The sequence below is a fragment of the Yersinia sp. 2545 StPb PI genome (assembly GCF_052217125.1).
In the GTDB taxonomy this organism is placed as follows: Bacteria; Pseudomonadota; Gammaproteobacteria; order Enterobacterales; family Enterobacteriaceae; genus Yersinia; species Yersinia enterocolitica_E.
Map to the genome: position 1 here is coordinate 4,071,709 of NZ_JAZGPY010000001.1, position 23,597 is coordinate 4,095,305.

Here is a 23,597-nt window from a genome sequence, read left to right on the forward strand (position 1 = left end):
GCAAAACTAAAGATAAAATGGTATTGGCGGGTGACGTTAAGCAACGTCCTCGCCAATTGGCATCGCTAAATGATGGTTGTACCCTGAGGCTGTTCTGCTTCCCGCCTATTCTTACCCGCGAATAACGGTGCTCGAACAAAACGCTGGCGATAGTCGCGTGGTGTCATGCCAGCTTCACGCGTAAAAACGGCAGAGAAATAATTACTGTCCTCAAACCCGCAACGTGCAGCAATATCACTGATGCGATGCTCACTTCCCCGCAGCAAACATTTGGCATGACAAAGGCGAATTTGGCGTAAATAATGGCTGATACTCATTCCGGTCTGTTGGCGAAACAGTTGTTTAAGTGAACGTTCAACTAACTGATTTTTATGGCAGAACTCCGCCATATCAAAATGCGTTGCCAGGCTTTGTTGTACGGCAGACATCACGAGATCTAGCTGTTCACCATCGGGCAATAGATGTGCCTGTTCAGCTCGGTAGCGATGGCGTTTTAGTACGATGGCGAGTTGCAATAATAGCGCTTCCGTCAATTGTATCGACCAGGAATCTGTCTTACGTGACTCCTGTGCCAACTGATGAATAATCGGCCGAGCCTGTGCCATGCCCTGCGTGGTTAACCGCCAGTATCCTTGATTCTGCTCATGCCCAAATAGAGGTAATAACTTATGCCACTGTGCATTTAGGTGTAACCGTTCCGGGCAATAAATAATGTTATCTAATACCAAGTCATGCACGGATTCGTAGCTATGATGATCTGTGGCTTGAATATAAAAAACGTCGCCACAGGTAATGCGGTAAGGATGATCATTTAGGACATGTAACCCGTTACCCCGCCAGACAATCACAATCTCGCAGAATTGATGGGTATGCTCTGCGAAGACTTCCTGCGGGTATCGGTTGGTTACCGCCACCGGCATCTGCTCCGATGGCAAATAATCCCGGCTTTCTAACCGCAGTGGTATCCGCATGTTTATCGCCCTATATTTACAGGTCAATTAATAAGCAGCTCATTATCATGAAACTACCGATTTTTACCGTGATGCTATTCACGCCTCCACGGGTTGCACTACAGTTGACTGCGCAAATCACGGGGAGACTGAGAAAACTCCCGCTTAAACAGCGTTGAAAAATGATTGCTGTCACCAAAACCACATTGGTAGGCAATCTCGGTAACGCTATTATCGCTGTAATACAATTGATGACGCGCCTGTAGCAAACGCAAACGCGTCAGATAACGTTGTGGGGTCATGCCGGTCTGGTTTTTTAACTGCCGATGGAGGGTGCGTAATGGTAAAGCAAAGCGATCAGCCAGTTCCGGCCACTCAATTACCTCACTGTAGTGGTTCTGTAGCCAGTCTAATAATTGGCATAACCGCCCTTCCTGATCCTCACCCACCTGCGCCCGACACCCTTGCCACAGTTGCACCAACAACTGCATAAACACACTTTCATGTAGTGCGATATCTTCAGCTTGCTCGCTGTGAGGCGAGTGCTCAAGGCAGCGAATCAAGTGTTTTACTTGCTGTAAAACCTGTCCATTAATCCGCCAATGAGAGGGGTAAACCCCTTCAGTTTCACGTGGCAGAAAATGTTCTACGCCAGACAAGAAACGAAAAGCATCGGGCGCACGGAATAAGACGTTGGTGAGGAACAAACCGTCGGTTGACTCAAACAGGTGACGATCATGGTCACGGACAAAACAAACACACCCTCCGCTTAAGGTGTAGGGGTTGCCATTAAACACATGGACCCCGGCCCCCTGCTCAACAATAATAATTTCATAAAAATCATGATGATGCTCAGGAAATGCGGGTTGTGGTTCCCGGGCTTCAATTGCGACCGATGCAGAACTTGAAGAGAAAAAATCAATACTGTGCAAGACAGTCATCTTTTGCCCTCTTTCAACAGGCATGGCGAAATCGCCCTGCTTCAGCTCTCGATAGTAAAAGCAGCAGCGGTAATGAAACCTTCAATTTTTGACGTTAAAAGCGACTTTGGCGGTGATTTTTTTTAGATAAGTGCAGCAATGTTGAAAAGTATGCGCAGGGTCACAGGCGAGCGATGCCCTGTTTAAATACGAAACTGTGAGCTGTTTCACTTTCACTTTCGTCATTTTGCCAGCAAGCCATAGCGGCTGGCAGTGATGAGAAGGTGGTAGGTAAGGCAAGTTTCTACACTGTGGGCATTGAGAAATGACAGGCCGCTAATCATGCCCACACAATCAGCAGTAACACCATCTATCAGCCCCCGGCACATAGTCGCCATTGACCTTGGCGCATCCAGCGGGCGCGTGATGCTGGCGAGTTATCATCCCAGCCAACCGCAACTTGAGCTGCGAGAAGTTTGCCGCTTTGCTAATCAGATTAAATCTATTGATGGTACCGATGTCTGGGATATCGATGCTATTGAACAATCAATCCGTCAGGGCCTGAATCAGCTCGATAGCGAAGGGATTCAGCTCGACAGCATTGGAATTGATAGCTGGGGTGTTGATTTTGTTTTGCTTGATAAGCAAGGGAAACGGGTCGGACAGCCAGTCTCCTACCGCGACAGTCGTACGCAGGGTGTGATGGAGCAAGCGCAACAAACGCTGGGAAGCAGTGCCATTTATCGCCGTACCGGTATTCAATTTTTACCGTTCAATACCTTGTATCAATTACGGGCATTAAGCGAACAGCAACCGTATTTGTTGGCCGATGTCGCCCATCTGTTACTGATCCCGGACTATTTGCACTATCGCCTTACTGGCCAGCTTAACTGGGAATACACCAATGCCACTACCACCCAGTTACTTAATATTGAAACCAATGATTGGGATAGCGATCTATTAGCCTATGCCGGGGTACCGGCCCATTGGTTTGCCAAGCCCACTAAACCTGGCAATACCATCGGCTATTGGCCAGGCGCCAGCGGCCAGCAGGTGCCGGTCATTGCCGTTGCCAGCCACGATACTGCCAGCGCGGTACTTGCCGCACCCTTGATTGATGCGGATGCTGCCTATCTTAGCTCCGGTACCTGGTCATTGATGGGGTTTGAAAGCCCCACCCCCATAACCCATGGGCAGGCGCTGGCCAGCAATATCACCAATGAAGGTGGCGCTGAAAGCCGCTACCGGGTACTGAAAAATATTATGGGTTTGTGGTTACTGCAACGGGCCACTGATGAGTTGCAGATTAAAGACCTGCCGCAGTTGATCGAACAGGCGGCACGCCAACCAGCTTGCCGCTCGCTGATTAACCCCAATGACAGCCGCTTTATTAATCCAGCCAATATGTGCGGCGAGATTCAGAACGCCTGCCGCGAATATGGTATGCCAATCCCCACCACCGCAGCCCAACTGGCTCGTTGTATCTTTGATAGCCTCGCCATGTTGTACCGGCAAGTTGCCCAAGAACTGGCAGAGTTACGCGGGCGTCCAATCAGCCATTTGCATATCGTCGGTGGCGGCTGCCAAAACCAATTCCTTAATCAGCTCTGTGCTGATGCCTGTGGCCTGAATGTCACTATGGGGCCGGTTGAAGCCTCGACACTGGGCAATATTGGCAGCCAATTAATTGCACTGGGAGAGGTGAGCGATGTTGCTCACTACCGCCGCATCGTGGCGAATAACTTCCCACTCCACCCTTTATCCCCTCACGACAACACTGACTTTGCAGCCCATTGGCCGCAATTCCAGTCACTGAGTCAATTACCTAAGGAACTTTGCATATGACGAACTCTATTGAACAGGCCTGGGATCTGGCTAAACAGCGCTTCGCCGCCGTCGGCGTGGATGTTGATGCCGCACTTGCCCGCCTTGATACCCTGCCGGTCTCCATGCACTGCTGGCAAGGTGATGACGTCACCGGTTTTGAAAACCCGGATGGTGTACTGACCGGCGGGATTCAGGCCACCGGTAACTACCCCGGTAAAGCGCGTAATGCTACTGAGTTACGTTCTGACCTCGAACTGGCCCTAACATTGATTCCCGGCCCTAAACGACTCAATTTACATGCTATTTATCTCGAATCGGATACCCCCGTGGCGCGTAATAAAATTGAGCCACGCCACTTTAGCCGCTGGGTTGAGTGGGCTAAAAAACATCATCTGGGATTGGACTTCAACCCATCCTGCTTCTCTCATCCACTGAGTGCCGATGGTTTTACCCTGTCTCATGCTAACCCTGAAATTCGCCAATTCTGGATTGAACATTGTCAGGCCAGCCGCCGGGTCTCTGCCTATTTTGGTGAGCAACTAGGGACACCATCGGTGATGAATATCTGGATCCCCGATGGCATGAAGGATACCCCCATCGACCGTTTGGCACCCCGCCAACGGCTGCTATCAGCACTGGATGAGGTTATCAGTGAAAAGTTAAACCCAAACCATCACATTGATGCCGTCGAAAGCAAATTGTTTGGTATTGGGGCTGAAAGCTACACCGTCGGTTCTAACGAGTTTTACATGGGATATGCCGCCAGCCGCCAAACCGCACTGTGTCTGGACGCCGGTCACTTCCACCCGACTGAGGTGATTTCCGACAAGATCTCTAGCGCCATGTTGTATGTTCCGCGCCTGCTACTGCATGTCAGTCGTCCGGTGCGTTGGGACAGCGACCATGTGGTCTTGCTCGATGATGAAACACAGGCTATCGCCAACGAAATTATCCGCCACGACCTGTTCGACAGGGTGCATATCGGTCTCGACTTCTTTGATGCCTCCATCAACCGTATCGCCGCCTGGGTCATTGGCACTCGCAACATGAAGAAAGCCTTGCTGCGCGCCTTATTGGAACCGACCGAGATGCTACGTCAATTGGAACTGCGCGGTGACTACACCGCACGCCTGGCGCTGCTGGAAGAACAGAAATCCCTGCCATGGCAAGCCATCTGGGAAGGGTATTGTCAGCGCAACGATGTGCCGGTCGATGCCCGCTGGCTCAATGCCGTACGTGATTACGAACAACAGACTCTCAGCCAACGTTAAGGACTCATGATTATGCAAGCTATTCAATCTTCCTGGTTTATTCAGGGAATGATTAAAGCCACCAGCGATATGTGGCGCAAAGGGTGGGATGAACGTAACGGTGGCAATATCAGCCTGCGCTTACTGGCTGAAGAGGTTGAACCCTATCGTGGTGATTTCGCAGCGCAACCACGTAACGTGGAACTCACTCAACCCGCCCCCGAACTGGCGAACAGTTGGTTCTTAGTCACCGGTTCTGGCAAATTTTTCCGCAATGTTGAGTTAAACCCAGAAGACAATCTGGTACTACTGCAAGTCAGCAATGATGGCATGGCTTATCACATTCACTGGGGCCTGCCGCAAGGGGGGCTGCCAACCTCAGAGCTTGCCGCGCACTTCCAATCTCATATTGTTCGCATGCAAGTCAGTGGTGGCAGCAACCGAGTGATCATGCATTGCCATGCCACCAATCTGATTGCTCTGAGTTATGTACAAAAACTGGAAAATGCCAGCTTCACTCGATTGTTATGGGAGGGCAGCACCGAGTGCCTGGTGGTGTTCCCCGACGGTATCGGCATCGTGCCGTGGATGGTGCCGGGAACCGACGGTATTGGTAGCCAAACCGCCGAGCAGATGCGTGAACACAGCCTAGTGCTGTGGCCGTTCCACGGTATTTTCGGCAGTGGGCCAACACTGGATGATGCCTTTGGTCTGATTGATACCGCCGAGAAATCCGCCGAAATCATGGTGAAAGTCCTGTCGATGGGTGGCAAGCAGCAAACCATTTCTCGTGAACAACTGATAGCACTCGCGGCTCGTTTTGACGTGACCCCATTAGCCGCTGCACTGGACGTTTAACCCCTTCGACCAACGCTCCGGTTCAGGCCGGGGCTGGTCATTATCTGGTCTGCTTTCTTTGAGGAGCACAGCATGAGCTTTATGTTGGCACTACCAAAAATCAGCTTGCACGGCACAGGTGCAATCGAGGATATGGTTAAATTACTCGGTGACAAACAGTGGGGCAAAGCCCTGATTGTCACTGATGGGCAGTTGGTCGAGCTAGGCCTACTCGACGGTCTGTTCGCTGCGATGCAACAGCATCAGTTACCTTATGCCTTGTTTGGCGAGGTATTTCCTAACCCTACCGAAGCGTTAGTACAGGCAGGATTAGCCGCTTTCAGGCAGCATCAGTGTGACTATCTGATAGCTTTTGGTGGCGGTAGCCCAATCGATACAGCCAAAGCCGTTAAGATTTTGACCGCCAATCCGGGGCCATCCACGGCATACTCTGGTGTCGGTAAAGTAAAACAGAGTGGTGTCCCGCTGGTCGCCATCAATACCACCGCCGGAACAGCCGCAGAACTGACCAGTAATGCAGTGATTATTGATAGCCAGCGGCAAGTAAAAGAAGTCATTATCGATACCAATATCATTCCTGATATCGCCGTCGATGACCCCTCTGTCATGTTGAATATTCCTGCCAGTGTGACTGCTGCAACCGGAATGGATGCCCTCACCCACGCTATCGAAGCCTATGTATCGCTGGGCGCACACACCCTAACCGACCATTCAGCACTTGAATCTATTCGCCTGATCAGCCAATGGCTGCCTCTGGCAGTCGATGACGGTAAGAATCTGCACGCACGTGAAATGATGGCGTGCGGCCAGTATCTGGCGGGGATGGCATTTAACAGCGCCGGGCTAGGTTTAGTGCATGCACTGGCCCATCAACCGGGTGCGACCCATAACCTTCCACACGGGGTGTGCAATGCTATTTTACTGCCAATTATTGAAGAGTATAACCGCCCACAGGCAGTCAGCCGTTTTGCCCGCATAGCACAAGCCATGGGGGTAAATACTCAGCAGTTGACTGATGAGCAAGCCAGCCATCAAGCGATAAGCGCCATTCGGCAGTTGTCGCAACGTGTTGGCATTCCTGTTGGCTTCTCAGGATTAGGTATTCAGGAAAGTGATATCGAAGGCTGGTTAGATAAAGCGCTGGCGGATCCTTGTGCTCCTTGTAACCCACGTACTGCGGACAGAGATCAAGTCCGCGCACTGTACTTACAGGCACTTTGATCGGAGTAATATCATGATACGCAAAGCCTTTGTAATGCAGGTTAACCCTGATGCCCATGCAGAATATCAGCGGCGGCACTCACCCATCTGGCCTGAACTGGAAGCGGTACTGAAAGCCCATGGCGCTCACCACTATTCAATTTTTCTTGATGACACGCGCAATTTGCTATTTGGTTTTGTCGAAATTGAATCAGAAGAGCGCTGGAATGCCGTGGCCCAAACCGCCATTTGCCAGCGCTGGTGGCAACATATGGCCGATGTGATGCCAGCCAACCCTGATAACAGCCCGGTAAGCCAGGCACTACGAGAAGTGTTCTATTTGGCATAGCTCGCCCGATGTGGAGCCTGGCTCCACATCTTTCAGGACGTTGCCAGCCCCTGCACATAATCTTCAAATACCGGATGGCCTATCACCACATCAATAAAACAGCTCAATGCCGGTGAGTTCAACTTACGACTCGGATACACCAGATACAGCTCATTACCTTCAGCCTGCCATTGTGGTAACACTTCCACTAATTGACGGTTTGCCACCACTTCACGGCTTAAAAATGCCGGTAATAGGGTGATACCACCACCCGCCAGGCCACATTCACGGGCATACAGCAGATTATCAGTGACATGCAGCGCAGGTACCTGCCAGCGGTAAAACTCATCTTCACGGCGTAAAATCAGCGCCTGCCAGGCACGGTGGGCAATGCAGCGGTGAGTATCCAGCTGCCTTGGATGAGTGAGTGGCGGATGCTGTGCCAGATAGGCGGGTGACGCCAACAGATAGCGTGGCGCATAGCCCAATCGGCGGCCAATCAGTGACGAGTCCTGCGGCTTACCGGTGCGCAATGCCACATCAAAGCCCTCTTCAACCAAATCTACCATGGTGTCCGAGACTAACACTTCCAACAGCACATCCGGGTATTGCCGCTGGAAATCTGTTGCCAACCGCGCCAGTAAAGTCGCCCCCAGCCCTGCTGGAGTTGAGATGCGCAAGCGGCCACTGGGGTTATCTTTCAGGCGTTGCAGCGCCAGATCAGCGCGCTCTGCGGCTTGTAGCATCTCCTGACAATGCACTAGATAGCGCTCACCGGCAAAGGTCAGGTTCAGCTGACGGGTGGTTCGATTGAGTAAACGGATACCTAAGTTTTGTTCTAACTGACTGATGCGCTGGCTGACACTGGATTTCGGTAAACCCGCCATTTCAGCGGCGCGGGTAAAGCTGCCACACTCCGCGACTCGTGCAAACAGCGCCATATCCTGAAGTTGTTTAAACATGATTGTTTATCTTAGACGAACACTGGGTTAGTGATTGTCCATCTTATCACCACCACCAAGAAGGTCTAGACTCAATCCATACGCTAAACAGGAGTATTACCATGTCAGTTAAAGCCATTGCGGTGAACCCGCAACAACCCACCGATTTTATTGAAGTCGCTCTGGACCCACTCACTCCCGGTCCGTTTGATTTGCTGGTTGAGGTTAAAGCCGCGTCCATCAATCCGGTTGATACCAAAGTACATGCTGGCCTGAAGAAGAATGGCCTGCAACAGCCGCGAATTCTGGGTTGGGATGCCGCTGGAGTGGTCATCAGCGTCGGTACGAACGTCACCGAGTTCCGTGCAGGTGATGAAGTGTGGTATGCCGGCGATATCACCCGCCCCGGTAGCAATGCTAACCAACAGTTGGTTGATGCTCGCATCGTGGCCCACAAACCCCGTTCATTCAACTGGGCGCAGGCCGCAGCATTGCCATTAACCGCAATAACTGCGTGGGAAGCGCTGTTTGAACATCTAAAAATTCAGCAAGCCAGTGCCGGACAAAGTTTATTGATCATCGGGGGAGCGGGCGGGGTTGGCTCATTAGCTATTCCCCTGGCGGCATTACGTAGCCCGCTAAAAGTGATAGCAACAGCATCACGGCCAGCATCAGCCGCCTGGTGTCGTGAACGTGGAGCGGACTTGACCGTCGATTATCACCATCTGAAAGCTGAGCTGGCAAAAGAAGGTATTGATAAAGTTGATTATATTCTTTGCCTGAATGACACCGACGGCCACTGGCCCGCCATCAGTGAGCTCATCGCACCATTGGGGCAAATCTGTACCATCGTTGAGAATGAAGAACCGTTGGATCAGAATCAGTTAAAACTAAAAAGTGCCGCCCTGCATTGGGAATTTATGTTCACCCGCAGTATGTTCTCTACCCCGGATATCGCCCAACAAGGGCAAATTTTAAAACAGGTAAGCCAGTTGGTGGATGAGGGCAAACTGCCAGGCACCTTAAGCGAAACCCTGCACGGCCTGACAGTGGAAAACCTGCATGCCGCCCACGCGCAAGTTGCAGGCGGGCATATGCAGGGTAAAGTCGTTATTGCTTACTAAATATATTATTAAAAGGGCTATTTTATTTGCCATTTTACATTTGGGCAGTGCTCGAAATCCTCACGTAGCCATGATTTACAACGTCATGGTGTACGCTCCGGTTTCTGTGCGCTGTCCGCATGCAAACTGACTGCAACAATCACGCCCTCAGATATCAAATTTTCATCAACCCTATTGTTGCACATCACTCAATAATGAAGGGCGGGCAAGGCGTTGCAGGTCCGCGGCCAGTAACTGCTGCACCAGTTCGACGCAGCGCAGAAAGCGTTCATCATAGTCTGCCGATTCGACGTGAACATATTCGATATTGTTACTACGCAACATCTGCTCCAGTAAGTTCTGGAAGGATTTGCGGTCACGATCGCTCCCCAGACTGCGCAAACCATCGGCAACCCACGGCGTATTATTTTCCAACAAAATAACCAGATCAAAACGGTATTCGTCAATCAGCGCCTGCACGAAGGGGTGCTCTTTGCCTTCATACTTTTTGCAGAAGGCCTGCGTGGTAACAAAGTCAGTATCGATAAATGCCACTTTGTTGGCGTATTTCACTGCAAAATCCACATATTGTGCCTGCCCCAGCGCGATTTTGTCGTAATCAGAATATTGCAACGCCATCTCATCGCCGCCAAGATGGGAGAAGACATAATCCCGGCCATATTCCCACGCACTGGTAGTATTGAAGATATTGGCTAACTTATTGACTAAAGTGGATTTCCCACTGGATTCACCGCCCAGTATCGCCACAGTACGGACAAAAAATGGCTTCACTTCAGTCGGAATATAGTCCCAGTAACGGAAAGGGTCACGGCGGATCTGGCGACCACTGATCTTCATAAATGAGCGCTGTGGATCAATCAGGATGGTTTCGATGCCAAATTGCTCGTTGTAATGCGGCGCATCCTGGCTTTCGCTGGAATAAATAAAATTCGGAACAATGCCTTTTTCATTCATAAAGCTCTTTACGCCATGGCTCCACACATCCCAGCCATGGGGGTACGGCTCGATACCGTGCTCATCAAACGAATGAATATGGATATTTTTCTGATATTTAAAGGTTTGTAACAACCAGCGCAAACGGTCACTGACCGTCGGTTGCTGTGACATCGAACTGTTCTCAAACAGCTCACGATCGCGTGGCTCATCGAAACAAAGAATGATGTGCAACTCGTCAACCTGGCTACAGGCGCGCTGGATTAAATAGATATGGCCGGTATGCAGCGGGTAAAATTTACCAAATACCACGCCGACTTTTTTCTCACGGCGGGGAAACTCCAGCCCGAGGAAACGGTGCAGAGCTTCAAGCTTTTGCGCACTGGGGCTTTTGATTTTGTCGTTGAGTAGCTGGCTTAAATAACCTTTGGTCATGCCGTTGCATTCGGCCACTTGCTGTAAGGTGCAACCCTTTTGCTTAATTGCTGTTTTGAGATAGTCGAATTGCAGCATACCGCCTCCTTGTTTAGTGCGCTAAACAAAAATAACACAGTATGCCGCAAGATGAACACGACTAAATTAGCGGTTATAAATCCTCTAACACCGCCAACGCATCAGCCAATTTCTTCACCCCGAACACCTGCATATTGGGCAGGGGCTTCTTCGGCATATTGGCATACGGCACGATAGCGCGTTTAAAACCGTGTTTGGCCGCCTCAGAGATACGCTCTTGACCACTGGGTACTGGGCGAATTTCACCGGCTAGCCCTACCTCACCAAATACCACTAAATCCTGTGGCAGCGGGCGGTCACGCAAGCTGGATACTAGCGACATCAGCAATGCCAGATCAGCACTGGTTTCTGTCACTTTCACCCCACCCACCACATTGACGAACACATCTTGGTCCGACATCTGTAACCCGCCATGGCGATGCAATACCGCCAACAAGATTGCCAGCCGGTTCTGTTCCAGACCGACCGCCACCCGACGTGGGTTGGACATCATTGAGTGATCGACCAGCGCCTGAATCTCTACCAGCAGCGGGCGAGTCCCTTCCCATACCACCATCACCGAGCTACCAGCAGTGACTTCATCCCCACGGCTGAGGAAAATCGCCGACGGGTTGCTAACTTCACGCAAGCCCTGTTCGGTCATAGCAAATACACCTAACTCATTAACCGCACCAAAGCGGTTTTTGTGGCTACGCAGCGTACGGAAACGAGTATCACCGTCACCATCAAGCATCACAGAGCAGTCAATACAGTGCTCCAGCACTTTCGGCCCGGCCAGTGAACCATCTTTCGTCACATGGCCCACCATGATAATGGCAACACCCCGGGTTTTGGCAAAACGGGTCAGGTAGGCGGCCGTTTCGCGCACTTGGGCCACGCTGCCCGGCGACGACTGAATATCCGCCATATGCATCACCTGAATGGAGTCGATCACCATCAAGCGCGGCTGCTCTTGCTCAGCAATCAAGCAAATTTGCTCGATACTGGTTTCCGACAGCATATTGAGGCCCGCTGTAGGCAACCCCAAACGATGCGCACGCATCGCCACCTGCTGCAACGACTCTTCGCCAGTGACATACAGGGTTTTCATGTTTTCAGACAGCTTGCAGAGCGTTTGCAACAGTAAGGTACTTTTCCCCGCGCCGGGGTTACCACCAATCAGAATGGCACTGCCCGGCACTACACCACCACCTAGCACCCGATCAAACTCAAGAAAGCCCGTTGAAAAGCGCGGTAGTTCGTCCAGACTGATATCTGACAGCTTCTGTACCCGGCTGACGCCTGCATCACCGGCATAGCCACCAAAACGCTCATTGCGCGACGACGAGGTTGCCGCCGCCAGCCTGATTTCGGTAATGGTATTCCAGGCATTACAGGCACTGCACTGCCCCTGCCAACGAGGATAATCGGCACCACACTCATTACAGACAAATGCTCGTTTTGGCGCTTTAGCCACGGTTCACCTCAATTTAATTAGCTCACACCTGCCTGAGCCCCAAATTACCTAATAAGCGTAATTGTTGCAGGCAGTTTGAGTGCAGACAGCGCGCAGAAATCGGAGCGTACACCATGACGTTGTAAATCATGGCGACGTGAGGATTTTATTCGCTACGCTCCCCCTACGGGCCGCCCTTAAGTGTGTTCAAAATGCATGCGTTTTGTGAGCACTGCACAAGCTCAAAAATGGCAAATAAAACAGCCTATTTCATCGTTCTTCGTGCTTCAGACTGCCGGTCAAAATGCAAAGAACACTCAGCAAATCACCGTGGCGGATCGCCACTTTCGCTTTGGCATACACCTTCGGCTTTGCATGGAAAGCCAGCCCTAAACCGGCGGCTTGCATCATTTTCAGGTCATTGGCGCCATCGCCGATAGCCACTGTTTGAGCAATAGGGATATTGAGTTTTTCCGCCAACTTGAGCAGGGTATCGGCTTTATATTGTGCATCGACAATCGGCCCTAACACTTTGCCGGTCAGCTTGCCGTCTTTGATTTCAAGTTCATTGGCTGCCACATCGACCAGACGCAGTTTGTCGCGCAGATATTCAGCGTAATAAGTAAAACCACCGGAGGCGATCGCCACATGCCAATCTAATGCCTGAAGCTTACGGACCAGGCTGGTCAGCCCCGGCATCAATGGCAGTTGGTCACGTACCTGTTTTAAGATATTGGCATCCGCCCCTTTCAGGGTGGCAACCCGCTGGCGCAGGCTGGCGGCGAAGTCCAGTTCACCTTGCATGGCGCGTTCGGTGACGGCAGCCACTTCTTCGCCGACACCGGCGAGTTTGGCAATCTCATCAATACATTCGATTTGGATGGCAGTTGAATCCATATCCATCACCAGCAGGCCCGGGGTACGCAAATGCGGGATAGCTCCCAGAGGGGCGACATCAAGACCGTTTTCATCCGCTAACGTTTTAATCCGTGGGGTTAAACTGCCGGCCAAACGGATGACCTGATAATCCTCCACACACCAGGCGGAGACAATCACCATGGCGGCACCCAATTGGCCCTGAAAACCCGTAATACGCTGTTTATCCAGCTTTCTACCGTACAGTAGCCAACCTGTATGACCGGCACGATAATCCAGCGGCATGACCTCATCACCACTGAGCGAAAGTGGCAGACCTGGCCATTGATAGATCTCCGCGGGGAGATCGCAATAGGTCAGACTATTAGACATGAATGACTCCTGTAGAAAACGGGGTAAAGACCAGACAAAAGGACGCATCAAGCTATCCTATCGCCCTTGCTTCTGGCAACATATACCCTAAATAATTCGAGTTGCGGGAAGGCGGCAAACGAAATAATCCCGATAAACTTACATCAGTAAGTGATTCGGGTTATTGAGAGTAGCCAACGCACATGCGGCTTGAAGTATGACGGGTATAAAGTCACCGATTCTTGCAAGGAACCTGCATGGCTAAGGCCAAACTAAAATTCCGACTGCACCGTACGGCTATTGTGCTGATTTGCTTGGCATTATTAGTCTTGCTGATGCAAGGTGCATCCTATTTCAGCCTCAGTCATCAACTCGCTCGTTCGGAACAAGTTGAAGAGCTGGCGAAAACACTGGCAAAACAAGTCACTTTCAGCCTCGCCCCCATCATGGACAGTGGGGATGATGATATCGACAGCCAAAAAGTTGACGAAATTCTCCAGCAACTGACGCAATCAAGCCGCGTATTGGATGCCAGTGTATATCAAATTGACGGAACGCTGGTCGCCAGCGCTGGAGAGAACGTAAAAGTACGTGATCGACTGGCTTTGGATGGTAAACGCCCCGGCAGCTATTTCAACCACCAGATTGTCGAGCTGATCCCCGGGAAAAGCGGGCCAAGCGGCTTTCTGCGTATGACGCTGGACACCCATGTGCTGGCGACGGAATCCAAGCAAGTGGATAATACCACCAATTTGCTGCGCTTGATGATTCTCGTCGCACTGGCGGTGGGGATCATTCTGGCTCGCACTCTGCTGCAAGGTCGCCGCAGCCGTTGGCAGCAATCACCTTATCTGCTCACCGCCAATACGCCGGTCAAAGAAGATGAGGATGAAACACCTGAGACACCTGCCAGTCAGGCAGATGCAGATAAAAAGACGGGCGATAAATAATACTGCGGATAGATATTATGCCATGCGCTCAATTAGCGTGGTGAGAGAAAGCAGTTCTCCCTGCATCTGTCGGGCACTATCTCCAGCAATGTACCGCCGTAAGGCATATTGTGTTGCTTTGCCTTTACCTATTTTCAGCACCCTCTCTTTTAACCCGCTTAACTGCCGGGAAACCGTGGGTTGACTGATTGCCATAGCTTGCGCCAGATAGCTCGCGGTCGCCGGTTTTTGGCGTAATAACGTTTCCAGAGAGAGCATATGAATAGATTCGTGAATAGAATGATGAATAGATTTACAACGCTAATTATCTGATGTGTAAACAAACCTATTTTTTCTGGCAGATTTTATGAATAGATTCAGCGGCAGAGATCGCTGCCGCTGAATAGAGGGAAGCAGAGAAGGGGTTACTTCTGATCGCCCAGCAACACCGATTCCAATGCAATTTCAATCATGTCATTAAAAGTACTTTGGCGCTCCGCAGCGGTGGTTTGCTCACCGGTACGGATATGGTCAGAAACAGTACAGATGGTCAGGGCTTTAGCACCGAACTCCGCGGCAACGCCGTAAATACCGGCAGCTTCCATTTCCACACCCAAAATGCCGTATTTTTCCATTACATCAAACATTTGCGGGTCTGGCGTATAGAACAGGTCAGCAGAGAAGAGGTTACCGACACGGACGTCGATACCTTTCGCTTTTGCCGCATCAACAGCATTGCGGGTCATCTCAAAGTCAGCAATCGCTGCATAGTCGTGATCTTTAAAGCGCATACGGTTTACTTTGGAGTCGGTACAAGCCCCCATGCCGATCACCACATCACGCAGTTTCACATCGGCGCGAACCGCACCACATGAACCGACACGAATGATTTTTTTCACGCCAAAATCAGTGATCAGTTCTTTGGCATAAATGGAGCAGGACGGGATACCCATACCGTGGCCCATTACAGAGATTTTGCGGCCTTTATAAGTACCAGTGAAGCCCAACATGCCACGCACATTGTTCACTTCGCGCACGTCTTGCAGGAAGGTTTCGGCGATAAATTTCGCACGCAGTGGATCCCCTGGCATTAATACAACGTCAGCGAAATCACCCATTTCAGCATTAATATGTGGCGTTGCCATAATCACTTTCCTTAAAAATCAGAGAATTAAAATTTATATTACTGAGCTGTTTTTAAGTTTGAACTACTTTGCACAGTTCAGAGAAAATCAGCCATCGCCAGCGTAGATGAGCACCGACAGTTTGGGCACGGTCAGCGCACAGCCCCCGGAGCGTACACGCAGTACGTGAGGAGGGCGAGCACTGCCCGGGTTCAAAATGGCACGCTCAGCTTAGCTGAATGACTTAAAGCATATTCTTACCGTAATCCATTGGAGATAGATTGAAATATGTCGCTACCGTCTGCCCAATATCGGCAAAGGTCTCACGATGCCCCAGCGATCCCGGTTTGACTTTCAGGCCGTAAACCAAGACCGGAATGTGCTCACGGGTATGGTCAGTGCCCGGCCAGGTTGGGTCACAACCGTGGTCAGCCGTCAGGATCATGATGTCATCCTCTTTTACCAGCGCCATCAACTCAGGCAGGCGGCGGTCGAACAGTTCCAATGCAGCAGCATAACCAGCAACGTCGCGACGGTGACCGTAAGAAGAGTCAAAATCCACAAAGTTAGTGAACACGATAGTGTTATCACCGGCTTTCTTCATTTCTTCTATCGTGGCATCAAATAGCGCATCCAGACCGGTGGCTTTCACTTTCTGAGTGATACCCACATGCGCATAGATATCGGCAATTTTACCGATAGAAACCACTTCTCCCCCTTTCTCATCCACCAGTTTTTTCAACATGGTTGGTGCTGGCGGTTCAACGGCCAGATCATGGCGGTTACCGGTGCGTTGGAAGTTACCCGGCTTGTCACCAATAAACGGACGCGCAATCACACGGCCAATATTGTAGCCACCTTCGGTCAGTTCTTCGCGGGCAATTTCACACAGCTCATACAAGCGATCCAGGCCAAAAGTTTCTTCGTGGCAGGCAATCTGGAACACCGAGTCCGCCGAGGTATAGAAAATCGGTTTGCCGGTTTTCATATGCTCTTCACCCAATTGGTCAAGGATAACGGTCCCACTTGAGTGACAGTTACCCAGATAACCCGGCAGGTTGGCCCGTTTTACCAGTTTATCCAACAGTTCCTGTGGGAAACTGTTTTCGACATCACTGAAGTAACCCCAGTCAAACAGCACCGGCACCCCCGCAATCTCCCAGTGGCCTGACGGTGTATCTTTACCGGAGGATAACTCACTGGCATAACCATAGGCACCAATGATGTCTGCATTCTTATCCAGCCCAACTGGGAATTTACCGGTGGACTCTTCGGCAGCTTTACCCAACCCTAAACGACTCAAGTTTGGCAGCGTCAATGGGCCACTACGACCAACGTTAGCTTCACCACGGGCGCAGACCTCAGCAATGTGGCCCAGTGTATCGGCCCCTTGGTCACCAAATTTGTTAGCATCGGCGCTGGCACCAATACCAAATGAGTCCAATACCATAATAAATGTACGTTTCATTATTTTCTCCTGCGTGGGTTCACGCTCTGGGGCAGCTACGTTCATTTGCTCCCCCATGTAATTAATCTGTTTTTGCTAACATTTGCCGTCGAAAGCAAATAGCGTCAATAACAAAAGTATGGCGTTTATTCAGTAATACGGCGATAGATAACCGGTGTTTCTTCCGGCGCTTTGTCACCCAAGGTGATCGCCGCACGTAGTGCGTCTGCTGCCTGCTGCCAGTCGTCTTCGTTATTGGCATGAATCACCGCTAATGGCTGCTGGCCATCAACACCAGTCCCCAGACGTGCCATTTCAGTGATACCAACACTGTAATCAATAGGATCAGTTGCCCGCCGACGACCACCGCCGAGGGAAACCACCGCCATACCCAGCGCACGGGTATCCATCGCGGTAACAATGCCGGCTCGTTCAGCAAAGACCGGTTTGCTCAGCGTGGCTACCGGCAGGTAGCTGTCATAGCGCTCAACGAAATCACTTGGGCCTTTTTGCGCCGCCACCATGCGACCAAAGAGTTCTGCTGCTTTACCGTTATCCAGCACCGCCTGTAACTTGGATCTGGCGTCAGCATCATCTTGCGCCAAACCACCTGATAACAGCATCTCAACGCACAGCGCCATCGTCACTTCTAACAAGCGTGGATTACGATATTCACCCGTCAGGAAGCGCACCGCTTCGCGCACTTCAACCGCATTACCGGCGCTGGAAGCCAACACCTGATTCATATCAGTCAATAGTGCCGTCGTTTTACAACCCGCGCCGTTAGCCACACTGACAATGGCCTGTGCTAAATCGGCAGATAGTTGATATGTCGGCATAAAAGCACCAGAACCCACCTTCACATCCATCACCAACGCATCCAGCCCCTCAGCCAGTTTCTTCGCCAAAATAGAAGCGGTAATCAGTGGAATGGAATCTACAGTGGCGGTGATATCACGGGTAGCGTAGAAACGTTTATCTGCCGGTGCTAATGAGCTGGTTTGACCAATGATGGCGACACCGACGTCCTGAATGATTTTACGGAACGCATTATCATCGGGGAAAATATCAAAACCGGGTATAGCTTCCAGTTTGTCCAAGGTTCCGCCGGTATGGCCCAAGCCACGGCCAGAAATCATCGGCACATAGCCACCACAGGCTGCGACCATCGGGCCGAGCATCAGTGATGTCACATCACCCACGCCACCGGTAGAGTGTTTATCCACGATGGGGCCGTTTAGATTAAGGCTCTGCCAGTTGAGCACCGTGCCAGAATCACGCATTGCCATAGTAAGTGCCACGCGCTCCGGCATGCTCATGTCATGGAAATAGATGGTCATCGCCAAAGCAGCAATCTGCCCTTCGGAAACCACATTGTCGCGGATCCCATTGATAAAGAAACGAATCTCTTCTTCGCTCAGTGGCTGACCGTCGCGTTTTTTACGGATAATTTCTTGTGCCAGAAACACAGCATCCCCCTGACCTAAATAAGGATAAAAGCCGCACGGCAGGCTAGTCGCCCGCAGCGCATCGGCTAAACTCAATGATTGCGATAATGATTAGTAACCGCTACTTTTGCTATCACTCTGATGGCCCAGCGTGGTTAATAAGCTGGCTAACAGACTGGATGCGCCAAAGCGGAAGTGGCGGGCGTCGGCCCAACCCTCACCCATCAATTGATCGGCCAGTTGCAGGAATTGCGCGGCATCTTCGGCAGTACGTACTCCGCCCGCTGGCTTAAAGCCGACGGTTTTACCCACACCTAAATCACGGATAGTGCTCATCATAATACCCGCACTTTCCAATGTGGCATTGACCGGCACTTTACCGGTGGAGGTTTTGATGAAATCCGCGCCAGCTTTAATAGCAATTTCAGAGGCTTGACGGATCAAGTGCTCTTGCTTTAACTCACCGGTCTCTATGATTACTTTCAGTAATACATTCGCGGCAGCGCAGGCTTCTTTGCACTCTTTTACTAATTCGAAGCCGACCTTATCATTACCCGCCATTAAGGCGCGGTAAGGGAAAACCACATCCACTTCATCAGCACCATAGGCAATGGCGGCACGGGTTTCGGCCAGTGCAATAGCAATATCATCATTGCCATGTGGGAAGTTGGTCACTGTCGCAATACGGATTTCAGGGGTACCCTGCTCGCGCAACGTTTTACGCGCAATAGGAATAAAGCGGGGATAAATACAGATTGCCGCCGTGTTACCGGCAGGGCTTTTTGCCTGATGACACAGCGCGATAACCTTATCATCGGTATCGTCGTCATTCAGGGTAGTTAAATCCATCAAACTCAGTGCGCGTTTGGCATAATCGTTAAGATTCGCGCAGGCGGTTAAATCGGTCATAAAACTCTCCAACACTATTTCAGCCCCAGCACCTTGCCAGAACTGAGCATCTATTTATGAGCGGACAAAGAGACCGTACCGGCATCTTTGGTGATTAAAAGTCCCTCTCAGTAGGCGTAATTGTTGCAGTCAGGCAAATAACATAGCCCTAATGAGAAGGTTCTAAGCTCAATACGTTGGCGAGCGGACTTGGTTCCTTGAAGATAGCCCCTATGGGTGGCAATTGAGATCCATCTCACCGCACTAACTACTTGGTCATTGCTTACATCACTGATGCAATGAGACTCCATACACACTTTAGGCTTTCATTCCGAAAGCCAATAACACTATTTGAACACGTTATCGGCAGCTTAGGTGTGTTCAAATTCACACTAATCAATAGTAACTTGTAACGAGACGGAATTATATGTGATTAAAGTCACAAAATAACCTAATTTATAGCTTTCTGACCACGATACGCTCACTCGCTTCAAGAATAGCCTATGGGCAGGAATACGCAGTATTGTAGGCCTGAACCATAAAAAATTAAGCGTCAGCGGCGCAGACAGTTTGGGTGCGGACAGCGCGCAGGGACTGGAGCGTACACGAAGTAGGTGACAGGTCCCGAGCACTGCCCAATCCCAAAATGGCAAGTCAAGCTAGCCTAATTATAATGCCAGGAAGAAACCGGCGATCGTCGCACTCATCAGATTCGACAATGTGCCTGCTGCTACCGCTTTCAGGCCGAAACGCGCGATATCGTGACGGCGGTTTGGGGCCATGCTACCCAAGCCACCCAATAAGATGGCAACAGATGACAAGTTGGCAAAACCACACAGCGCGAAGGAAATAATAGCCTTAGTGTGCTCGGAAAGAACCTGTAAACCCGCGGCTTTGACTAACTCTTCTGCCTGGAGATACTGACCGAAATTCATAAATGCTACGAATTCGTTAACGATAATCTTCTGGCCGATAAATGAACCAGCCACCATCGCTTCACTCCATGGGATGCCTATCAAGTAAGCAATCGGCGAGAATACCCAACCCAGAATCAACTCTAGCGAAAGTTGTGGATAATCAAACCAGCCACCAATCCCACCCAGAATACCATTGAGCAGAGCAATCAAGGCGATAAAGGCCAGCAGCATTGCCCCTACATTCAATGCCAGTTGCATGCCGGAAGCCGCGCCAGATGCCGCTGCATCAATAACGTTAGCCGGTCGTTCATCTTCAGCAATCAAGGTTATAGCATCAACGTTATCGTGCGTTTTTTCAGTTTCCGGCACCATCAGTTTAGCAAACAGTAACCCACCCGGCGCTGCCATAAAGGAAGCAGCAATCAGATATTCCAATGGTACCCCCATTTGCGCATAACCGGCCAATACTGAACCGGCAACGGAAGCTAAACCGCCGCACATTACCGCAAACAGTTCAGATTGGGTCATGGTGGCAATATAAGGGCGCACCACTAACGGCGCTTCAGTTTGGCCAACAAAGATATTAGCTGTGGCGGAAAGGGATTCAGTACGTGAAGTGCCCAGCAACTTTTGTAAACCGCCGCCCAATACCTTAATAACGATTTGCATGATGCCAAGGTAATACAGAACGGCAATCAATGATGAGAAGAATACAATTACTGGTAATACTCGCAGGGCGAATACAAAGCCGCCACCACCAAAAACTTCAAACATTTTGTCAGAAACCAAACCGCCAAAAATAAATGAAATCCCCTCATTACCGTAGGCGATAACGTTAGCGACTCCTTCTGACATACCGCCCAGAATGCGGCGCCCGATGGGCACATATAATACCAGCGCACCAATAGCGATCTGGATAATAAATGCACCAACAACAGTGCGGATATTAATCGCCCTATAATTACTTGAAAGAAGTACGGCTATTAATATCAGTACTGCCATTCCAACCAGACTCATTAGCATGTCGCTATCCCTAATAGTGAAATCATTAATTAAATTGAAATAATTTTCGGGGGATTATACCGACATGAAGGCGCTATCAAATAATCTCTGTCACAAATAAACACAACTAAAAGCAACCGAATCAACGTAAGCGTGACGATGGTCACATTAAAAAGCGAAAATAAAGAGATCACACAAATTATTAGTATGGTTTGTATATTCCCGGAGGTGATTTAAAGTGGGCAGCTATCGGCGGGCGGTAATCGGAACAAACGTTGACTATTCGCTAACAACTGGCTGGCAATCTGTTGTGGCGCTTCAGAGCGTAGCTGACACAACACGCTGAACACATCAGCAGCCCGCTCGGGCCGGTTTGGCTGCCCCTGAAAACCGGCTAACGGCATATCTGGCGCGTCGGTTTCCAGCAGTAATGCGGAAAGAGGCAATGCGGCCATGACACTCCGGGTTTTCTGTGCCCGCACATAAGTAATGGTCCCACCCACACCAATATAATAACCCAAGCGAATAAATGCCTGCGCCTGCGCCAGGCTACCGGCGAAACCATGTACAACACCGGTGCGCGGCAACGCCGTTTTACGCAGCACCGAGGCTAATTGGTCATGGGAACGGCGAGAATGCAGAATAACGGGGAGATCATGCTGTTTAGCCAGCTTAAGTTGGGCCTGCAATAGCGCCAACTGGCGTGGTAACTGCGGCTCATCCATATAAAGATCCAGGCCAATTTCCCCCACGGCCACCAGCTTGTGAGTTTTGTTCGCCAGATAGGATACCAGTGTCGCCAAATCGGCCTCTTGATGTTGAGCGATATAAAGTGGATGCATGCCGAGTGCGGCAAAAAGGGGTGGATAGTTCGCAGCCAAGGCTAAAATACGGGGAAAATAAGCAGCACCCACCGCAGGAACAATCAATTGCCTGACATTCGCCTGAGCCGCAGTGACTAAACTGGCCGCTTCAGCACCACTGAATGGAGGGAAATCAAAGTGACAGTGGGTATCGATAAAATAAGCTTTATCGCTAAGATTCACTATCTGCTCACTCACTTCTACCATTAGACGGTATCACCTTTGTTTTTTGCCACACTGGCAGGCAAAATTATCTCTACTGGCAAGGGCTTTCTATTGGTATTCGTCGGAATAATCAACCCATTGTCACTCACACTCATCTGAGCCGGTAGGCCATAGTGAGTGGCGGTCACTGAATCCGCTGGTGTAATGATATCCGGCGTTTGAGTAATATCAAATGAAGAGTCATCAGTATCAATTAGCTCTGCCATATCATCTGGTTGATTAATATCTTGTGGCTGAATGATACGACGTGAAAGTGAAATCGAGGTTTTCTCCCCATTGATTCCAGCCTGATCCCGTTGATCTTGCGGTAATAGCCAGTGCCCGACGGTAGCCAAAAAATAGCGACCACAACGGCGGCCTAAATGATAATCACGATTTAGTGCCGCGACCCGGCTCCCCAGTGCATTACTGGCAAGTGGCTTAGGCGGAAAAATTTCGAAAATACGCAGGTCACCGGGCGGCTTTTCAATAAATTGCTGAATACGGTGATAGCTCTGCTCATGTTGCTGCATAATCCGCACCAGTTGTTGCAAACTGCTTTCACTCAGCCAATGTTCCATCCGCTTCATCCATTGCGGCGTGTAATAGGCCTGCGACGGTACAGTCCGAATCACCACAATAGTATCAGCGCCACGGCGGTAGGCTTCCTCCACCGGGATGGCATCACTGATGCCACCATCCTGATAACTGATCCCCCCCAAATCTACCCCCTGACGGTATAAACCAGGGATAGCACTGGACGCTTTAATGGTCGGCAGCCAGCTTTCTCGAGTGGGGGAAATATAGGTGGGTTCAAAATCATCACTACGGCAGGCACACATTAAGAATTCACGGCCATTGCGTAAATGCTCTTCAGCATGATCCATGGCCAGAGGCAACTGCTGGGATGTGATATCCACCAACCAGTCGAGATCAATTAAGTGGCCACCACGCACAAAACGTAATGGGTTAAAGAAATTAGCGGTGGTGGTGTAGCGGGTTATGACGCGGCGAGCGTAACCGGGTTGACCGCAGATAAAGGCAGATAGATTTTGTGCACCGGCAGAGGTGCCAATCATCAGATCAAAAGGGTTAAAGCGGGCGCGTTGAAATTCATCCAGCACACCGGCTGTAAAAATTCCCCGCTGCCCGCCTCCCTCACAAACCAACGCCATTTTTCCGGGTTGGTATGGTTTATAGGCGAGTGGCTCAATATTACCGAGCGTGATAGGTATTCTGTATCCCACCATCTATCCTTAATTCGTTACA

The 23,597-nt window shown here is 50.5% G+C and carries 22 protein-coding genes; 7 read left to right on the forward strand and 15 right to left on the reverse strand.

All coding sequences use genetic code 11. From position 1 onward, the window contains the following. Positions 1–65: 65 nt before the first annotated feature. The 3 genes from rhaR to V1955_RS18920 form a co-directional block, all read right to left on the reverse strand. A complete protein-coding gene (gene rhaR / locus V1955_RS18910) occupies positions 66–971 on the reverse strand; it encodes an HTH-type transcriptional activator RhaR (RefSeq protein WP_083160663.1) in 906 nt (301 codons plus the stop codon). A gap of 98 nt (positions 972–1,069) precedes the next feature. Beyond that, entirely contained in the window at positions 1,070–1,891 is an 822-nt protein-coding gene (gene rhaS / locus V1955_RS18915) for an HTH-type transcriptional activator RhaS (RefSeq protein WP_083160665.1), read from the reverse strand. Positions 1,892–2,112: 221 nt separating this feature from the next. Further along, positions 2,113–2,268: a phosphoribosylaminoimidazole synthetase gene (locus tag V1955_RS18920; RefSeq protein ID WP_102970476.1), complete on the reverse strand. Its 156-nt coding sequence runs from the start codon at positions 2,266–2,268 to the stop codon at positions 2,113–2,115. Between V1955_RS18920 and rhaB the strand changes: the two genes are divergently transcribed. From rhaB to rhaM, 5 genes are all read left to right on the forward strand, one after another. Continuing rightward, a complete protein-coding gene (rhaB, locus tag V1955_RS18925) occupies positions 2,258–3,715 on the forward strand; it encodes a rhamnulokinase (protein ID WP_442821460.1) in 1,458 nt (485 codons plus the stop codon). The genes V1955_RS18920 and rhaB overlap by 11 nt on opposite strands. After that, entirely contained in the window at positions 3,712–4,968 is a 1,257-nt protein-coding gene (locus tag V1955_RS18930; RefSeq protein ID WP_442821274.1) for an L-rhamnose isomerase, read from the forward strand. Before rhaB ends, V1955_RS18930 begins: the two co-directional genes overlap by 4 nt. 12 nt (positions 4,969–4,980) lie before the next feature. After that, a complete protein-coding gene (gene rhaD, locus V1955_RS18935) occupies positions 4,981–5,805 on the forward strand; it encodes a rhamnulose-1-phosphate aldolase (protein ID WP_083160669.1) in 825 nt (274 codons plus the stop codon). Positions 5,806–5,877: 72 nt separating this feature from the next. Then, positions 5,878–7,026 carry a lactaldehyde reductase gene (gene fucO / locus V1955_RS18940; RefSeq protein WP_442821275.1) on the forward strand — a complete coding sequence of 383 codons (1,149 nt, stop codon included), beginning with the start codon at positions 5,878–5,880 and terminating at the stop codon, positions 7,024–7,026. 13 nt (positions 7,027–7,039) lie between these two features. Continuing rightward, on the forward strand, positions 7,040–7,354 hold the full coding sequence (gene rhaM / locus V1955_RS18945) for an L-rhamnose mutarotase (RefSeq protein WP_083160673.1): 315 nt from the start codon (positions 7,040–7,042) through the stop codon (positions 7,352–7,354). A gap of 32 nt (positions 7,355–7,386) precedes the next feature. Here rhaM and V1955_RS18950 read toward each other — a convergent pair whose 3' ends face one another. Further along, positions 7,387–8,295: a LysR family transcriptional regulator gene (locus tag V1955_RS18950; protein WP_372568645.1), complete on the reverse strand. Its 909-nt coding sequence runs from the start codon at positions 8,293–8,295 to the stop codon at positions 7,387–7,389. A 101-nt stretch (positions 8,296–8,396) separates the two neighbouring features. On the opposite strand from V1955_RS18950, the gene V1955_RS18955 reads away from it, so the two are divergent. Continuing rightward, positions 8,397–9,398 carry a zinc-binding alcohol dehydrogenase family protein gene (locus tag V1955_RS18955; protein WP_420072912.1) on the forward strand — a complete coding sequence of 334 codons (1,002 nt, stop codon included), beginning with the start codon at positions 8,397–8,399 and terminating at the stop codon, positions 9,396–9,398. 171 nt (positions 9,399–9,569) lie between these two features. Here V1955_RS18955 and nadR read toward each other — a convergent pair whose 3' ends face one another. From nadR to serB, 3 genes are all read right to left on the reverse strand, one after another. Continuing rightward, the gene (gene nadR, locus V1955_RS18960; protein WP_442821276.1) at positions 9,570–10,844 is read right to left on the reverse strand and encodes a multifunctional transcriptional regulator/nicotinamide-nucleotide adenylyltransferase/ribosylnicotinamide kinase NadR; all 1,275 of its coding nucleotides are present in this window, start codon (positions 10,842–10,844) and stop codon (positions 9,570–9,572) included. Between the two features lie 73 nt (positions 10,845–10,917). Then, positions 10,918–12,300, reverse strand: a complete 1,383-nt coding sequence (radA, locus tag V1955_RS18965; RefSeq protein WP_442821277.1) for a DNA repair protein RadA — start codon at positions 12,298–12,300, stop codon at positions 10,918–10,920. A 249-nt stretch (positions 12,301–12,549) separates the two neighbouring features. Then, a complete protein-coding gene (gene serB, locus V1955_RS18970) occupies positions 12,550–13,527 on the reverse strand; it encodes a phosphoserine phosphatase (protein WP_083160679.1) in 978 nt (325 codons plus the stop codon). Positions 13,528–13,763: 236 nt separating this feature from the next. Here serB and V1955_RS18975 point away from each other — a divergent pair, with 236 nt between their 5' ends. After that, complete coding sequence (locus V1955_RS18975; RefSeq protein WP_420072914.1) at positions 13,764–14,456, forward strand: YtjB family periplasmic protein; 693 nt, start codon at positions 13,764–13,766, stop codon at positions 14,454–14,456. A gap of 15 nt (positions 14,457–14,471) precedes the next feature. Here the strand turns inward: V1955_RS18975 and V1955_RS18980 are convergent, their stop codons facing one another. From V1955_RS18980 to V1955_RS19015, 8 genes are all read right to left on the reverse strand, one after another. After that, positions 14,472–14,744, reverse strand: coding sequence for an ArsR family transcriptional regulator (locus tag V1955_RS18980; RefSeq protein ID WP_442821461.1), 273 nt, complete (start codon positions 14,742–14,744; stop codon positions 14,472–14,474). Between the two features lie 116 nt (positions 14,745–14,860). After that, positions 14,861–15,580, reverse strand: a complete 720-nt coding sequence (deoD, locus tag V1955_RS18985; protein WP_420072915.1) for a purine-nucleoside phosphorylase — start codon at positions 15,578–15,580, stop codon at positions 14,861–14,863. Positions 15,581–15,803: 223 nt separating this feature from the next. Continuing rightward, positions 15,804–17,027 (reverse strand): phosphopentomutase, encoded by a 1,224-nt coding sequence (deoB, locus tag V1955_RS18990; protein ID WP_442821278.1) that lies wholly within the window; start codon positions 17,025–17,027, stop codon positions 15,804–15,806. Between the two features lie 125 nt (positions 17,028–17,152). Continuing rightward, a complete protein-coding gene (gene deoA / locus V1955_RS18995; protein WP_083160688.1) occupies positions 17,153–18,475 on the reverse strand; it encodes a thymidine phosphorylase in 1,323 nt (440 codons plus the stop codon). A 90-nt stretch (positions 18,476–18,565) separates the two neighbouring features. Beyond that, on the reverse strand, positions 18,566–19,363 hold the full coding sequence (gene deoC, locus V1955_RS19000) for a deoxyribose-phosphate aldolase (RefSeq protein ID WP_050072495.1): 798 nt from the start codon (positions 19,361–19,363) through the stop codon (positions 18,566–18,568). Between the two features lie 647 nt (positions 19,364–20,010). Next, on the reverse strand, positions 20,011–21,282 hold the full coding sequence (locus tag V1955_RS19005) for a NupC/NupG family nucleoside CNT transporter (protein ID WP_442821279.1): 1,272 nt from the start codon (positions 21,280–21,282) through the stop codon (positions 20,011–20,013). Positions 21,283–21,494: 212 nt separating this feature from the next. After that, the gene (locus V1955_RS19010; RefSeq protein ID WP_372568643.1) at positions 21,495–22,331 is read right to left on the reverse strand and encodes a TatD family hydrolase; all 837 of its coding nucleotides are present in this window, start codon (positions 22,329–22,331) and stop codon (positions 21,495–21,497) included. Further along, a complete protein-coding gene (locus V1955_RS19015) occupies positions 22,331–23,578 on the reverse strand; it encodes a patatin-like phospholipase family protein (protein WP_083160694.1) in 1,248 nt (415 codons plus the stop codon). Before V1955_RS19015 ends, V1955_RS19010 begins: the two co-directional genes overlap by 1 nt. Positions 23,579–23,597 lie beyond the last annotated feature (19 nt).